13 protein-coding genes and 1 pseudogene are annotated in these 13,803 nt (G+C 59.6%); 5 read left to right on the plus strand and 9 right to left on the minus strand.

What is annotated here, in order from left to right; translation table 11 throughout:
* Positions 1 to 41: 41 nt before the first annotated feature.
* The 3 genes from rpoZ to KW841_RS01145 form a co-directional block, all read right to left on the minus strand.
* The gene (rpoZ, locus tag KW841_RS01135; protein ID WP_007921129.1) at positions 42 to 305 is read right to left on the minus strand and encodes a DNA-directed RNA polymerase subunit omega; all 264 of its coding nucleotides are present in this window, start codon (positions 303 to 305) and stop codon (positions 42 to 44) included.
* 167 nt (positions 306 to 472) lie between these two features.
* Positions 473 to 1,093 carry a guanylate kinase gene (gene gmk / locus KW841_RS01140; protein WP_007975181.1) on the minus strand — a complete coding sequence of 207 codons (621 nt, stop codon included), beginning with the start codon at positions 1,091 to 1,093 and terminating at the stop codon, positions 473 to 475.
* A gap of 12 nt (positions 1,094 to 1,105) precedes the next feature.
* Positions 1,106 to 1,969, minus strand: a complete 864-nt coding sequence (locus KW841_RS01145; RefSeq protein WP_218473095.1) for a YicC/YloC family endoribonuclease — start codon at positions 1,967 to 1,969, stop codon at positions 1,106 to 1,108.
* Positions 1,970 to 2,237: 268 nt separating this feature from the next.
* Between KW841_RS01145 and rph the strand changes: the two genes are divergently transcribed.
* The 3 genes from rph (at position 2,238) to gltS (ending at position 4,989) form a co-directional block, all read left to right on the plus strand.
* On the plus strand, positions 2,238 to 2,960 hold the full coding sequence (gene rph / locus KW841_RS01150) for a ribonuclease PH (protein WP_007975179.1): 723 nt from the start codon (positions 2,238 to 2,240) through the stop codon (positions 2,958 to 2,960).
* A 28-nt stretch (positions 2,961 to 2,988) separates the two neighbouring features.
* Positions 2,989 to 3,357 (plus strand): DUF4870 domain-containing protein, encoded by a 369-nt coding sequence (locus KW841_RS01155; RefSeq protein ID WP_218473096.1) that lies wholly within the window; start codon positions 2,989 to 2,991, stop codon positions 3,355 to 3,357.
* Between the two features lie 423 nt (positions 3,358 to 3,780).
* Positions 3,781 to 4,989 (plus strand): sodium/glutamate symporter, encoded by a 1,209-nt coding sequence (gene gltS, locus KW841_RS01160; protein WP_218473097.1) that lies wholly within the window; start codon positions 3,781 to 3,783, stop codon positions 4,987 to 4,989.
* An 89-nt stretch (positions 4,990 to 5,078) separates the two neighbouring features.
* On the opposite strand, the gene KW841_RS01165 is transcribed toward gltS, so the two are convergent.
* Positions 5,079 to 5,858, minus strand: coding sequence for an exodeoxyribonuclease III (locus KW841_RS01165; protein WP_003176915.1), 780 nt, complete (start codon positions 5,856 to 5,858; stop codon positions 5,079 to 5,081).
* Between the two features lie 81 nt (positions 5,859 to 5,939).
* Between KW841_RS01165 and pyrE the strand changes: the two genes are divergently transcribed.
* On the plus strand, positions 5,940 to 6,584 hold the full coding sequence (pyrE, locus tag KW841_RS01170) for an orotate phosphoribosyltransferase (protein ID WP_007975175.1): 645 nt from the start codon (positions 5,940 to 5,942) through the stop codon (positions 6,582 to 6,584).
* A 206-nt stretch (positions 6,585 to 6,790) separates the two neighbouring features.
* Here pyrE and argB read toward each other — a convergent pair whose 3' ends face one another.
* The 4 genes and pseudogenes from argB to coaBC form a co-directional block, all read right to left on the minus strand.
* Positions 6,791 to 7,696 carry an acetylglutamate kinase gene (argB, locus tag KW841_RS01175; RefSeq protein ID WP_015097366.1) on the minus strand — a complete coding sequence of 302 codons (906 nt, stop codon included), beginning with the start codon at positions 7,694 to 7,696 and terminating at the stop codon, positions 6,791 to 6,793.
* A 17-nt stretch (positions 7,697 to 7,713) separates the two neighbouring features.
* Positions 7,714 to 9,090: pseudogene (locus tag KW841_RS01180) on the minus strand (phosphomannomutase/phosphoglucomutase); the annotation flags it as partial.
* A 260-nt stretch (positions 9,091 to 9,350) separates the two neighbouring features.
* Positions 9,351 to 9,806 (minus strand): dUTP diphosphatase, encoded by a 456-nt coding sequence (gene dut, locus KW841_RS01185; protein ID WP_007975171.1) that lies wholly within the window; start codon positions 9,804 to 9,806, stop codon positions 9,351 to 9,353.
* Between the two features lie 5 nt (positions 9,807 to 9,811).
* The gene (gene coaBC / locus KW841_RS01190) at positions 9,812 to 11,020 is read right to left on the minus strand and encodes a bifunctional phosphopantothenoylcysteine decarboxylase/phosphopantothenate--cysteine ligase CoaBC (RefSeq protein ID WP_102700099.1); all 1,209 of its coding nucleotides are present in this window, start codon (positions 11,018 to 11,020) and stop codon (positions 9,812 to 9,814) included.
* A gap of 135 nt (positions 11,021 to 11,155) precedes the next feature.
* Between coaBC and radC the strand changes: the two genes are divergently transcribed.
* Positions 11,156 to 11,830 (plus strand): DNA repair protein RadC, encoded by a 675-nt coding sequence (radC, locus tag KW841_RS01195; RefSeq protein ID WP_007975168.1) that lies wholly within the window; start codon positions 11,156 to 11,158, stop codon positions 11,828 to 11,830.
* A 133-nt stretch (positions 11,831 to 11,963) separates the two neighbouring features.
* Here the strand turns inward: radC and KW841_RS01200 are convergent, their stop codons facing one another.
* Complete coding sequence (locus KW841_RS01200) at positions 11,964 to 13,550, minus strand: ABC transporter substrate-binding protein (RefSeq protein WP_218473099.1); 1,587 nt, start codon at positions 13,548 to 13,550, stop codon at positions 11,964 to 11,966.
* Between the last annotated feature and the right edge of the window lie 253 nt (positions 13,551 to 13,803).

A 13,803-nucleotide genomic window follows, 5' to 3' on the forward strand; every position in this document is an offset into this window, starting at 1 on the left:
AGCTGTGATCCCGCGCCGTGCTACGTCGACCAGGCATAGGCTTAGACGGCCTCGTTGGACTCGTCCTCGAATGCAGCAAAAAGCGGTTCATCTTCAACGATTTCGGCTTCGGCGATAGCTGCGTAGTCGATCAGGCCTTCAGCGATTTCGCGCAGGGCGACGACGGTAGGCTTGTCGTTTTCCCATGCTACTTTCGGCTCTTTGCCGCCGGTGGCCAGTTGACGGGCACGCTTGGTAGAGAGCATGACCAGCTCAAAGCGGTTATCCACGTGTTCTAGGCAGTCTTCAACGGTTACGCGGGCCATGGTCTTCCTCGTAGCAAATGCAATATGCGCGCTGCCCGGATGGGCGAGCGGACTCAACAGTTTAAAAAATCACCAGCGAATAGGGAAGCGCTGATTTTTTGACCAAGCCCTTCAACGCGCTGCAAGTGCCAATGTAAAGCCCTTGCAGCGGTTTTGGGAAGAGCTGATTAACCGAGCAATTCAGCCAGTAATTTGCCGTGACGCTGCTGCTGACGCTTCTGAATCAGCTGATTGGCGCGGAAAATCGCCTTCAGATCGTGCAGTGCGTGGGCGAAATCGTCGTTGATGATCAGGTAATCGTAGTCGACGTAATGGCTCATTTCGCTGACGGCTTCGCGCATGCGGCCGTCAATGATCTCGTCGCTGTCCTGGCCACGGTTGGTCAGGCGCTGGTGCAAGGCCTGCAGTGACGGCGGCAGGATGAAGATCGAGCGAGCCTGCGGCATCAGCTTGCGCACTTGCTCGGCACCTTGCCAGTCGATTTCCAGGATCAGGTCGTGGCCTTCGTCCAGGGTCTGCTGCAGGTGGCTTTGCGAAGTGCCATAGAGATTGCCGAACACTTCGGCGCGCTCGAGGAAATCGCCGTGCTCGATCATCTTCACGAACTCGCTGCGGTCGACGAAGTGATAGTTCACGCCATTCACTTCACCCGGGCGCATGGCGCGGGTGGTGTGGGAGACCGAGACGCGGATCTCGGGATCGGCATCGGTCAGGGCCTTGACCAGGCTGCTCTTGCCCGCGCCCGAAGGGGCGGAAATGATGTAAAGGGTGCCAGTGCTGTGGGTCATGTCGGGGTAGCCTTACTCAATATTCTGCACTTGTTCGCGCATCTGCTCGATCAACACCTTGAGGTTGACCGCAGCCTGGGTGCTGCGCGGGTCGAAGGCTTTGGAGCCCAGTGTGTTGGCTTCGCGGTTGAGCTCCTGCATCAGGAAGTCCAGGCGCCGACCGGCAGCGCCGCCGGATTTGAGTACCCGGCGAACTTCGATGATGTGAGTGCTCAGGCGATCCAGTTCTTCGGCGACGTCGCTTTTTTGCGCGAGCATGACCATTTCCTGCTCCAGGCGCTGCGGGTCCATCTCGGCCTTCATGTCGGCGAAACGGTCGAGGACTTTCTGGCGCTGGGTGGCGAGCATCTGCGGGACCAATTCGCGCAGGGTCACCACGTCTTCTTCGATGGAGGTCAGGCGCTCGTTGATCAGCCGTGCCAGCTCCGCACCTTCGCGCTCGCGGCCGGCCTTGAGTTCCTTGAGGCCCTGGTTGAACAGTGCCAGCGCTTCGGCGTTCAAGGCTTGCGGGTCGGTGGCGTCGCCCACCAGTACGCCGGGCCAGGCCAGGACTTCCAGCGGGTTCAGTGCGGCCGGGTTATTGATCAGGCCGGCGATGGTCTCGGCGGCGGCGACCAGTTGCGCGGCGCGCTCCTGATCAATCTGCAGCGCTTTGCCGGTGTTTTCTTCGGTGAAGCGCAGGGTGCATTCGAGCTTGCCCCGCGATACGCCTTGGCGCAGGGCTTCACGTACCGCGCCTTCCAGGTCGCGAAAGGACTCCGGCAGGCGCAGGTGGGGTTCCAGGTAGCGGCTGTTGACCGACCGCAGTTCCCAGCTCAGGGTGCCCTGGACGCCGGCTTTTTCGACGCGGGCGAAGGCGGTCATGCTGTGCACCATGGCGGTACCTCGCAAGGCAGATCGGCGCAGAACCGTGGTTCCGGGAATCCGATATCAATGAATTAAAGCCGACTGGCAGCAAAGGCGCAGGATTGTAGCGCAGTGGCGCGGATGCGCCCAAACACAGGGTGTGACAAAGAGCGGCAGGCCTGTGCCGGCGTGCAGTGCAGAGCCTTCGGTCGTCGGCGGATTTTTTTAGAAGTGCCCAGGGGCGGCCGTCGGCTCTATAATGCTCCGCAGTTTTCCGTCCCCAGTACAGGTATTCCCTATGATACGTCCAAGTGGTCGCGCTGCCGATCAGCTCCGCTCGATCCGCATCACCCGCAACTACACCAAACACGCCGAGGGTTCTGTGCTGGTCGAGTTCGGTGATACCAAGGTCATCTGCACCGTCAGCGTTGAACCGGGCGTACCGCGTTTCCTGAAAGGCCAGGGCCAGGGCTGGCTGACCGCCGAGTACGGCATGCTGCCACGTGCCACCGGCGAGCGTAACCAGCGTGAAGCCAGCCGTGGCAAGCAAGGCGGCCGTACCCTGGAAATCCAGCGTCTGATCGGCCGCTCCCTGCGCGCTGCGCTGGACATGACCAAGCTGGGCGACGTCACCCTGTACGTCGACTGCGACGTGATCCAGGCAGACGGTGGCACCCGTACGGCATCGATCACCGGCTCCATGGTCGCGCTGATCGATGCCTTGAAAGTGATCAAGAAGCGTGGCGGCCTGAAAGGCGGCGATCCGGTCAAGCAGATGATCGCTGCTGTTTCCGTGGGCATGTACAAGGGCGAGCCTGTGCTCGACCTCGACTACCTGGAAGACTCGGCGGCCGAAACCGACCTGAACGTGGTGATGACCAGTGCCGGCGGTTTCATCGAAGTCCAGGGTACTGCCGAAGGCGCGCCGTTCCAGCCTGAAGAGTTGAACGCCATGCTTGAGCTGGCGAAGAAAGGCATGAACGAGATCTTCGAACTGCAAAAGGCCGCATTGGCCGACTGACCGGACCGCTCCAGGCAAGGAGGGCATCATGAGTGACGAACAACTGCCGCTGCCCACGCCGAGCCAGGAGGTGCGTCAGTGGGCGATGTTCTGTCACCTGTCCGCCTTGCTGGGGATCTGGATTCCGTTCGGCACGCTGATCGGCCCGCTGATTCTCTGGCAAATGAAGCGCGAGATAGACCCGTTCATCGATGCCCAGGGCAAAGAGGCATTGAACTTCCAGATCACCGTTGCCATTGCCTCGGCCATCTGCTTCCTGCTGATGGTGGTGATTCTCGGCTTCTTTCTGTTCGGGCTGATCGCTATCGGCGCGCTGGTCCTGACCATCATCGCTGGCGTGAAGGCCAACGAGGGTTTTCCTTACCGGTACCCGTTTACCTGGCGACTAATCAAATAACGAACAATCTTCACTTGTAGGAGCGAGCCTGCTCGCACCCACAGAAGCAAAGCAGAAGCAGCTCAGCCAAGTTAATAGAAAATGCCCCGATAATTCGGGGCATTTTCGTTTGTCACATCAAATAAATGTTTCAAGTTGTAATTTATATTTGCTAGTTGTAACAGCTATTACGGCAAGTACTGCCGAGTTAATACATTTTTAGTCACAACTGTAAAGTGTCGATATTGCCCTTATGCTTGGCAATAAGTCAGGGTGATTGATAAAGTTGCCACCACGAAATATTTCAAGAAATATTTTGATATATTCAGACCATTGAAGGTCCTTGAATTCACCATCAATCAGTGTTGAGAAATTCAACCTGTTCAAGAGGCGTGTCCAGGTAAAAAGTTCGCCCCTGAATATATATCCAAGAATAAGTGCAAAATGATTCAGCTCGATTTTTATGGAACATTAGTCGCCGCCTCCCTGGTGCTGTTATTGGGTCGCGGGCTTGTCACGCGTGTCGGTTTTTTACGCGCCTACAATATCCCCGAGCCTGTAGCGGGTGGTCTGGTGGTTGCCCTGGTTCTCCTGGCCTTGCGCAGCTTCGATGTTCAAGTCCGGTTCGACACTTCGTTGCAGACCCCCTTGATGCTGGCGTTTTTCGCCACCATTGGCTTGAGCGCCGACTTCGCCAGCCTGAAGAAGGGCGGGCGCGTCGTGGGGATTTTCATTTTTGCGGTCACCGGGCTTCTGCTGGTTCAGAATGCCATGGGCATCGGTCTTGCCAGCCTGCTGGGGCTTGATCCTCTGATGGGCTTGCTGACAGGCTCGGTGACCCTGGCGGGTGGTCACGGCACGGGCGCTGCCTGGAGCGCGACATTCAGTGAGAAATACGGCCTGGCTTCGGCTTCCGAGCTTGCGATGGCCTCTGCGACCTTCGGCCTGGTGCTGGGCGGTCTGATTGGTGGGCCGGTCGCCCGCTTGCTGATCAAGCGAGTACAGGTACCCGGTTGCGTTGAGCAAGCGAAGCCGCGCGCGCCAAAGGGCTTTGAGCAACCGAACAAGGAACGCTCGATCACGCCCTTCTCGTTTATCGAGACACTCGCGCTGATCGCCGTCAGCTTGCTGGCAGGTAATCTTCTCAATGGGCTGTTGCTCGGCAGTGCGTTCGAGTTGCCGACTTTCGTTTGTGTGTTGTTCGTCGGTGTTGTTCTGCGCAACGGGCTTTCGGCACTTGGCTTGTATCAGGTGTTTGAGCGCGAAGTCTCGGTACTGGGGAATGTGAGCTTGTCGCTGTTCCTGGCAATTGCCCTGATGTCCCTCAAACTATGGGACCTGGCATCGCTGGCTTTACCGATCTTTATCATTCTGGCTGTGCAAACAGTCGTCATGGCGCTGTTTGCGATATTCGTGACATTCAGAATAATGGGGAGCAACTACGATGCGGCAGTACTGGCGGCAGGACATTGCGGTTTCGGGCTGGGTGCCACGCCAACTGCCATCGCTAATATGCAGGCCGTGACACAACGCTACGGACCTTCGCAGATTGCGTTTCTGGTGGTGCCAATGGTGGGCGCATTCTTCATCGATATCATTAACGTCATCGTGATCAAGTTGTTCCTGGCGCTGCCATTTTTCGTCGCTGTCTGAAGTTCAGCCGGCTTGCCCCATAAAAAATGCCCGTATCTTGCGATACGGGCATTTTTTTTGACCGGCCTGGGCGTCTGCGAAACGACGCCTCAGATGGTCAGCGTCCAGTCGTAGTCCACGATCAGCGGCGCGTGTTGCGAGAACCGCGGCTGGCGTGGCAGACGTGCACTGCGTACGAAGCGGCGCAGGCCCGGGGTCAGCAGTTGGTAGTCGAAGCGCCAACCGAGGTTGAGCATCTCCGCCTGTTCGTTATCCGGCCACCAGCTGTACTGGTCGCCTTCGCGGCTGACTTCGCGCAAGGCGTCGACATAGCCCATGTTGCCGACAATCTCGTCCATCCAGGCACGTTCAGGCGCCAGGAAACCCGGAGATTGCTGGCTATCGCGCCAGTTCTTGATATCCAGCTTCTGTTGCGCCACGTACAGCGAGCCACAATAGATGTACTCGCGACGTTTGCGCCGCTGTTTATCCAGATAACGGGCGAAGTCGTCCATTAGCTTGAACTTCTGGTTCAAGTCTTCATCGCCGTTCTGCCCCGAAGGAAGCAGCAAGGTCGCGATGCTGACCTTGTCGAAATCGGCTTGCAGGTAGCGCCCGTAGCGGTCGGCCGTCTCGAAACCGAGACCGCTGATGACAGCCTTCGGTTGCAGCCGCGAATACAAAGCCACGCCACCTTGGGCGGGGACTTCGGCATCGCAGGCATAAAGGAAGTATCCATCCAGTTGGAAGGCTGGATCGTCCAGTTCAAAGGCGGAGGCGCGGGTGTCCTGCAGGCAGATGACGTCGGCATTCTGTGCCTGCAGCCAACTGAGCAAACCACGCTCGACTGCAGCCTGAATACCATTGACGTTCACACTGATGATCCGCATAAATGGCCCCAAAAATCGCGTGCGTGTATGATACACGGCGTCAAGCTAATTAGCTAAATCCGTGGTATTTGGGGTTTTTTCATGCAAGCGTATCAGCGCGATTTCATCCGTTTTGCCATCGATCGCGGCGTTTTGCGCTTCGGTGAGTTCACCCTGAAGTCCGGGCGCACCAGTCCTTACTTCTTCAATGCCGGGCTGTTCAACTCGGGTTCGGCGCTGGCGCAGCTGGGTCGTTTCTACGCCGCTGCCATTGCCGAGAGCGGCATTGCGTTCGACGTGCTGTTTGGCCCTGCCTACAAGGGCATCCCGTTGGCGGCGACTACGGCCGTGGCCCTGGCCGAGCACCACAACCGTGACTTGCCATGGTGTTTCAACCGCAAGGAAGCCAAGGCCCACGGCGAAGGCGGCAGCCTGGTCGGCGCTCCTTTGACCGGCGAAGTGCTGATCATCGACGACGTGATCACCGCCGGTACAGCCATCCGTGAGGTGATGCAGATCATCGCTTCCCAGGACGGCGCCAAGGCCGCTGGCGTGCTGATCGCCCTCAACCGTCAGGAGCGCGGCAATGGCGAGTTGTCGGCGATCCAGGAAGTCGAGCGCGACTTCGGCATTCCGGTCATCAGTATCGTTTCGCTGAACCAGGTGCTGGAATTCCTGGCGGATGATCCGCAGCTCAAGCAGCACCTGCCAGCCGTCGAAGCCTACCGCGCCCAGTTCGGCGTTTGACCGCAATTCCCCTGTTGGATCGGGCTTTTGTGGCGAGGGAGCTTGCTCCCGCTTGAGTGCGCAGCGCTCATAAGATCTTGGGTCTGCTACGCAGCCCAGCGGGAGTAAGCTCCCTCGCCACAAAAAAGCAGTTTTCTACAGGAATTGCAGGCAAAAAAGACCCCGCTCAGCCAGGCCGAGCGGGGTCTTTTTGTTTGCGCTATCGCTTAAGGACGCTTGCGATTGCTGATCAGGGTGCCCACGCCGGTATCGGTGAAGATTTCCAGCAGGATCGCGTTCGGCACACGACCGTCGATGATCAGCGAGCTGCCCACGCCGCCCTGGACCGCTTCCAGTGCGCAGCGGATCTTCGGCAGCATGCCGCCGTAGATGGTGCCGTCGGCGATCAGTTCGTCGACCTGTTGAGTCGTCAGACCGGTCAGGACCTTGCCCGACTTGTCCATCAGGCCGGCAATGTTGGTCAGCAGCATCAGCTTCTCGGCCTTCAACGCCTCGGCGACTTTACCGGCCACCAGGTCAGCGTTGATGTTGTACGACTCACCGTTGGCGCCGACGCCGATGGGCGCGATAACCGGGATGAAATCGCCTTTGACCAGCAGGTTCAGCAAGTCGGTATTGATCCCCACCACTTCGCCCACATGGCCGATGTCGATGATTTCCGGGGTGGTCATTTCCGGGGTCTGGCGGGTGACGGTGAGCTTCTTCGCACGAATCAGCTCGGCGTCTTTACCGGTCAGGCCGATGGCGCTGCCGCCGTGACGGTTGATCAGGTTGACGATGTCCTTGTTGACCTGGCCGCCGAGGACCATTTCCACCACGTCCATGGTTGCGGCGTCGGTGACGCGCATGCCGTCGACGAAATGACTCTCGATCGACAGACGCTTGAGCAGGTCACCGATTTGCGGGCCGCCGCCGTGAACCACCACCGGGTTGATGCCCACGGCCTTCATCAGCACGATGTCGCGGGCGAAGCCGGTTTTCAGCTCCTCGCTTTCCATCGCGTTGCCGCCGTATTTGATCACCAGTGTCTTGCCGACGTATCGGCGGATATAAGGCAACGCTTCGGACAGGACCTTGGCGGTGTTGGCGGCGGCTTCGCGTTCGAGGGTCATTCAGGGCTCCGGGTGAATCAGAACGGTAGTTGGAGATCAGGTGCAACGCGCTTCAACTGGACTTTGAAAACGTCCTTGATGCGCTGCAATTCAGCCTCGTCATCGGCCTCGAAACGCAGCACCAGCACCGGTGTGGTGTTGGATGCGCGTACCAGGCCCCAGCCTTTGGCGTAGTCGACTCGCACGCCGTCAATGGTGGTCAGGTCGGCGCCTGCGCCCCACTGTGCGTCGTGCAGTGCATCAATGATGCTGAATTTGCTCTCTTCGGTCACATGGATATTGATTTCCGGCGTAGAAATATCGTTCGGGAAGGTTGCGAACAGCTCTTCCGCCGAGGATTTTTCCTTGCTGAGGATCTCCAGCAACCGCGCGGCGCTGTAGATGCCGTCGTCGAAACCGAACCAGCGCTCCTTGAAGAAGATGTGCCCGCTCATTTCGCCAGCCAGCAGGGCGCCGGATTGTTTCATTTTCTTCTTGATCAACGAGTGACCGGTCTTCCACATTAACGACCGACCGCCGTACTCCTTGATCAGCGGGATCAGGCGCCGGGTGCATTTGACGTCGAAGATGATCTCGGCGCCCGGGTTGCGCGCCACGACGTCGCGGGCGAACAGCATCAGCAGGCGGTCCGGATAGACGATGCTGCCGGTGTTGGTCACCACGCCGACGCGGTCGCCGTCGCCGTCGAAGGCCAGGCCGATGTCGGCGTTGGTTTCCTTCACCTTGGCGATCAGGTCGACGAGGTTTTCAGGCTTGCCCGGGTCCGGGTGGTGGTTCGGGAAGTTGCCGTCGACTTCGCAGAACAGCGGGATGACTTCGCAGTTCAGCGCTTCGATCAGCTGCGGGGCAATCACGCCGGCCGCGCCGTTGCCGCAGTCGACAACCACTTTCAGGCGACGGGCCAGCTTGATGTCCTGGACGATTTCGGTGGTGTAGCGCTCGAGGATTTCGACCCGGGTGATGGTGCCCTGGCCGCTGCTCAGGTCATTGGTCTTGAGGCGGTCGTGCAGGGCCTGGATCTGTTCGTTGGCCAGGGTATCGCCGGCAATGACGATCTTGAAGCCGTTGTAGTTCGACGGGTTGTGGCTGCCGGTGAGCATCACACCGGATTTGCCGGCCAGCACGTTGGCGGCGTAGTACAGCGCCGGCGTCGGGACCAGGCCGACATCGCTGACGTGGCAGCCGCTGTCGGCGATGCCTTTGATCAATTGCGCGACCAGCTCCGGACCGGACAAGCGACCGTCGCGACCGACGGACACATTTGGCTCGCCCTGGGCCAGGCTTTGGGAGCCGACGGCGCGGCCAATCCAGTAAGCGGTCTCGGCGTTCAGGAATTCCGGGACGGTGCCGCGGATATCGTAGGCGCGGAAGATGCTGTCAGGGAACTTGGGTGCAATTTTGGCCGGGGTGTTCATCTGTGGAAATGCTCCATCTCGAAAGTGGCTGGACAGGCCGCCGAGTCATTCGGCGACAGGCTCAAACTGAAGGGTATGACGGCGTTTTCCACAGAGAGTTCGTGGTGTGAAAGGGCCATGACGCCCCTGATGGCAGGGGTTTGGCCGGGCAATGCCTTGATTTTCGGTGCTAAACGTTGCAGATGACAATTTGAATTTTGTGGCGAGAGAGCTTGCTCCCTCGCCACGATGAATCTCTATCAGCGGGTACCGGTATGGCCGAAACCGCCAGTGCCGCGCTCGGTTTCAACAAACTCTTCAACCATCTCGAAGTGAGCCTGTACCACCGGCACCAGCACCAGTTGCGCCAGGCGCTCACCGACCGGCATGGTGAATTCGGTCTGGCCACGGTTCCAGCAGGAGACCATCAGCGGGCCCTGGTAGTCGGAATCGATCAGGCCGACCAGATTGCCCAGCACGATGCCGTGCTTATGGCCCATCCCCGAGCGCGGCAGAATCAGCGCCGCCAGGTTCGGGTCACCGATGTAGACCGACAGGCCGGTAGGGATCAGCACGGTTTCACCCGGCTTGATCACGGTGTCCTGCTCCAGCATGGCGCGCAGGTCGAGGCCGGCGGAGCCCGGTGTGGCGTATTGCGGCAGCGGGAATTCGGTACCGATGCGGGGGTCGAGGATCTTGGCTTGCAAAGCGTGCATGTAAATTAAACCTGGTTCAGACGTTCGGCGATGAAAGTGATCAGCTGGCGAGCAATCTTGCTCTTGCTGGTCTGGGCGAAAAGTGTGGCGTGAAGCTCACGATCGATGACGCTGCAGGCGTTTTCTTCGCTGTTGAAGCCAATGCTCGGGTTGGCGACGTCGTTGGCGACGATCAAATCGAGGTTCTTGTCTTTCAACTTGCGCGCAGCGTAATCGAGCAGGTGTTCGGTCTCGGCGGCGAAGCCGACACTGAACGGGCGGTCGGGGCGGGTGGCGATGGTGGCCAGGATGTCCGGGTTACGCACCATCTGTAGCAACAAGCCGTCGCCGTTCGTAGGATCTTTCTTGAGTTTCTGTGGGGCGACGACTTCCGGCCGGTAGTCCGCGACAGCTGCCGAGGCGATGAACAGGTCGCAAGGGATGGCTGCTTCGCAGGCGGCGAGCATGTCGCGGGCACTGACCACGTCGATGCGGGTGACGCGATCCGGGGTCGGCAAGTGCACGGGGCCGGTGATCAGGGTCACGCGGGCACCGGCTTCCACGGCGGCTTCGGCCAGGGCAAAGCCCATTTTCCCGGAGCTGTGGTTGGTGATGTAGCGCACCGGGTCGATGTTTTCCTGGGTCGGGCCGGCAGTGATCAGTACGTGCTTGCCGGTCAGGGCCTGGCGCTGGAAGCAGTCAGCGGCGCACTGAGCCAGTTCAAGGGCTTCGAGCATGCGCCCCAGGCCGACGTCGCCGCAGGCCTGGCTGCCGGAGGCCGGGCCGAACACCTTGATGTCGCGGCTCTCGAGGGTTTGCAGGTTGGCCTGGGTCGCCGGATCGCGCCACATGGCCTGGTTCATGGCCGGGGCAACGGCGACCACCGCGTCGGTGGCCAGCACCAGCGTGGTCAGCAGGTCATCGGCAATGCCTTGGGCCAGGCGGGCAATCAGATCCGCCGTGGCGGGGGCGATCAGCACCAGGTCGGCCCATTTCGCCAGTTCGATGTGGCCCATGGCCGCTTCGGCCGCCGGGTCCAGCAGGTCCAGATGGACCGGGTGCCCGGACAGGGCCTGCATGGTCAACGGGGTGATGAACTCTGCGCCGCCACGGGTCATGACCACGCGCACTTCGGCGCCCTGGTCGATCAGGCGGCGAACCAGGTCGGCGCTCTTGTAGGCAGCGATACCGCCGCCGACGCCCAGAACAATGCGTTTCCGATACAGCCGCTGCATAGGCCTGCCTTTCAATTCGTTGGTGACATACGTGGCGAAACCCCCTCCCCAGGGTGAATTCGCCCGCAAAAAAGATGGGCTACGATATCACAGCGACCGCTACGGAACAGCGGCGCCCACAGACAGGGAGGTGTTATGAGTATTCGCGATTGGCCGGCGGCGGAACGGCCGCGGGAGAGGTTGCTTGAACAGGGCTCGGGGAGCCTTTCGGACGCCGAATTGCTGGCGATATTTTTAAGGACGGGCGTGGTCGGTAAAAGCGCCGTGGATTTGGCACGACACCTGTTGAATCAGTTTGGCAGCCTGCGTTTGCTGCTAGAAGCCGATCAGGAAGCGTTCAGTAAGCAGTTGGGGCTGGGGCCGGCGAAATTTGCACAGTTGCAGGCTGCGCAAGAAATGAGCAGGCGCCACCTGGCCGAGCGGGCGCGTCAGAAACCGGCACTTGAGAGTCCGCAAGCGGTTCGCGACTACCTGAAATCAATGCTGCGCCACGAGCCACACGAGGTGTTTGGTTGCCTTTTTCTTGATTCCAGGCATCAGGTACTGGCGTTTGAGACGCTGTTTCGCGGCTCCATCGACAACACCAGCGTTCATCCGCGAGAGGTGGTCAAGCGCGCCTTGGCCAACAACGCAGCGGCATTGATCCTCTGTCACAACCATCCTTCGGGCAACAGTAACCCCAGTCAGTCCGACCGGGTGCTGACCAAGCGTCTGCAAGAGGCGCTGGAATTGATTGATGTGCGGGTGCTCGACCATTTCATCATTGGCGATGGCGATCCGCTGTCGATGGCTGAGTATGGGTGGATGTAGATCCGGCAGGAGAATGCAAAACCCTGTGGGAGCGGGCTTGCCCGCGATGACGGCGGTACATTCAGCACAAATGTTGTCTGAAAGTCCGCTATCGCGGGCAAGCCCGCTCCCACAGATTTTGTGTTGTGTCTGATTACTTGAGGTTGACCTTGGAATAATCCTGCCGCCCGAACGGGCTGACCGAATACCCCTCGACATCCTTGCGCGTCAGCGCGAAGGCCGTCGGGTGGGCCAGGGGCAACCACAGCGCCTGTTGCTGGATCTGCGTCTGCGCCTGTTCGTAGAGCTTGGTGCGCACGCCTTGCTCGCCAGTGGTCTTGCCGGCGCTGATCAGCTTGTCCAGGTCCGCATTGCAGTAGCGGGCGAAGTTGGTGCCGGACTTGACCGCGGCGCAGGAAAACTGCGGTGTGAGGAAGTTGTCCGGGTCGCCGTTGTCACCGGCCCAGCCCATGAACAGCAAGTCGTGTTCACCGGCCTTGGCGCGGCGGATCAGCTCGCCCCATTCGATCACGCGGATTTCGGCCTGAATGCCGACTTCCGCCAGGTCGGACTGCAGCAGTTGAGCGCCGAGACTCGGGTTGGGATTGAGGAGGCTGCCGGAAGGGCGGGTCCAGATGGTGGTCTGGAAGCCTTCCTTGAGCCCGGCCTTGGCCATCAGCGCCTTGGCCTTCTCGACGTCATGCGGATACCCCGGAAGGCTTTTCGCATAGCTCCAGGTGTTCGGCGGATATGGTCCATTGGCCGCTTCGGCGGTGTCTTCGAACACGGCTTTGATGTAATTGGCCTTGTCGAAGGCGAGGTTGATGGCCTGACGCACTTCTGGCTTGTCCAGCGGTGGATGCTGGCTGTTGATGCCGACGAATGCGGTCATGAACGCGTCAGTCTTTTCGACTTTCAGGGTCGGCTCTTTCAGCGCTTCCTGTACGTCCAGGGGTTTGGGCGACAGGGCGATCTGGCATTCATTGCGACGCAATTTCTGCAAGCGGACGTTGGCGTCCGGTGTGATGGCAAAAATCAGCGGATCGACAGAGGGTTTGCCGCCGAAGTAGTCGGGGTTGGCTTTATAGCGAACCGAGGCATCCTTCTGGAAGCGCGTGAATACGAACGGGCCCGTGCCGATCGGCTGGCTGTTGAGTTTTTCAGGCGTGCCGGCCTTCATCAGCTTGTCGGCGTACTCGGCCGAATAGATCGAAGCGAAGCCCATGCTCAGGGTCGCCAGGAAGGTCGAATCCGCGTGGTCGAGGGTGAAGCGCACGGTCTGTGGGTCGAGGGCGTCGATTTTCTTGATCAGCGCCGGCAACTGCATCGATTGCGCATGCGGGAAGCCGCTCTGGGCGACTTTGTGCCACGCATTGGCCGGGTCGAGCATGCGGTCGAAGCTGAAAATCACGTCTTCAGCGTTCAGGTCGCGCGTTGGGGTGAAGTACTCGGTGCGATGGAATTTTACCTGTGGGTGCAACTTGAAGACGTAGATCAAGCCGTCAGGGCTGACTTCCCAGCTGTCGGCGAGACTGGCGACCACTTTGCCACTGGCTGTGTCGAAATCCACCAGGCGGTTCATCAGCACGTCGGCCGAGGCGTTGGTGGTGGTCAACGAGTTGTACTGCACCACATCGAACCCTTCAGGGCTGGCCTCGGTGCAGACGCTCAGGGCGGCGGCAAAGGCTTGTGGGCTCAACAGAAGCGGGGCGAGCAACAGCGGTAGGGCAGCGAGGCGCATGGTCGGCTTCCTTTACAGATCGAAGGCCCATCTGCAAGTGCAGTCTGGAAAAGACTTACCCTAGTGGGGTCTTTTGCAAATGACTATCCCCTTTTTCATTTTGAGAGGACTATAGGCGACTGATTTTGCTGTGCAGCGGTTGAGAAACCTCCTTGGTTGGTCCAATGTCCGATTCTCTGCGACGAGCGGTCGCCATCGGCGATAGCCTTTGTCCAAAGCGCTCGGAGCCCGGAAAACGGGGATTTTGTGAATT

The sequence above is a fragment of the Pseudomonas sp. PDM28 genome (genome assembly GCF_019219115.1).
GTDB lineage: Bacteria > Pseudomonadota > Gammaproteobacteria > Pseudomonadales > Pseudomonadaceae > Aquipseudomonas > Aquipseudomonas laurylsulfatiphila.

What these genes read in the sequence shown, in the direction of transcription:
- rpoZ (WP_007921129.1), bottom strand. Translation starts at nt 305, where the DNA reads ATGGCCCGCGTAACCGTTGAAGACTGCCTAGAACACGTGGATAACCGC.
- KW841_RS01200 (WP_218473099.1), bottom strand. Translation starts at nt 13,550, where the DNA reads ATGCGCCTCGCTGCCCTACCGCTGTTGCTCGCCCCGCTTCTGTTGAGC.
- gltS (WP_218473097.1), top strand. Translation starts at nt 3,781, where the DNA reads ATGATTCAGCTCGATTTTTATGGAACATTAGTCGCCGCCTCCCTGGTG.
- pyrE (WP_007975175.1), top strand. Translation starts at nt 5,940, where the DNA reads ATGCAAGCGTATCAGCGCGATTTCATCCGTTTTGCCATCGATCGCGGC.
- argB (WP_015097366.1), bottom strand. Translation starts at nt 7,696, where the DNA reads ATGACCCTCGAACGCGAAGCCGCCGCCAACACCGCCAAGGTCCTGTCC.
- gmk (WP_007975181.1), bottom strand. Translation starts at nt 1,093, where the DNA reads ATGACCCACAGCACTGGCACCCTTTACATCATTTCCGCCCCTTCGGGC.
- KW841_RS01165 (WP_003176915.1), bottom strand. Translation starts at nt 5,858, where the DNA reads ATGCGGATCATCAGTGTGAACGTCAATGGTATTCAGGCTGCAGTCGAG.
- radC (WP_007975168.1), top strand. Translation starts at nt 11,156, where the DNA reads ATGAGTATTCGCGATTGGCCGGCGGCGGAACGGCCGCGGGAGAGGTTG.
- coaBC (WP_102700099.1), bottom strand. Translation starts at nt 11,020, where the DNA reads ATGCAGCGGCTGTATCGGAAACGCATTGTTCTGGGCGTCGGCGGCGGT.
- KW841_RS01145 (WP_218473095.1), bottom strand. Translation starts at nt 1,969, where the DNA reads ATGGTGCACAGCATGACCGCCTTCGCCCGCGTCGAAAAAGCCGGCGTC.
- KW841_RS01155 (WP_218473096.1), top strand. Translation starts at nt 2,989, where the DNA reads ATGAGTGACGAACAACTGCCGCTGCCCACGCCGAGCCAGGAGGTGCGT.
- dut (WP_007975171.1), bottom strand. Translation starts at nt 9,806, where the DNA reads ATGCACGCTTTGCAAGCCAAGATCCTCGACCCCCGCATCGGTACCGAA.
- rph (WP_007975179.1), top strand. Translation starts at nt 2,238, where the DNA reads ATGATACGTCCAAGTGGTCGCGCTGCCGATCAGCTCCGCTCGATCCGC.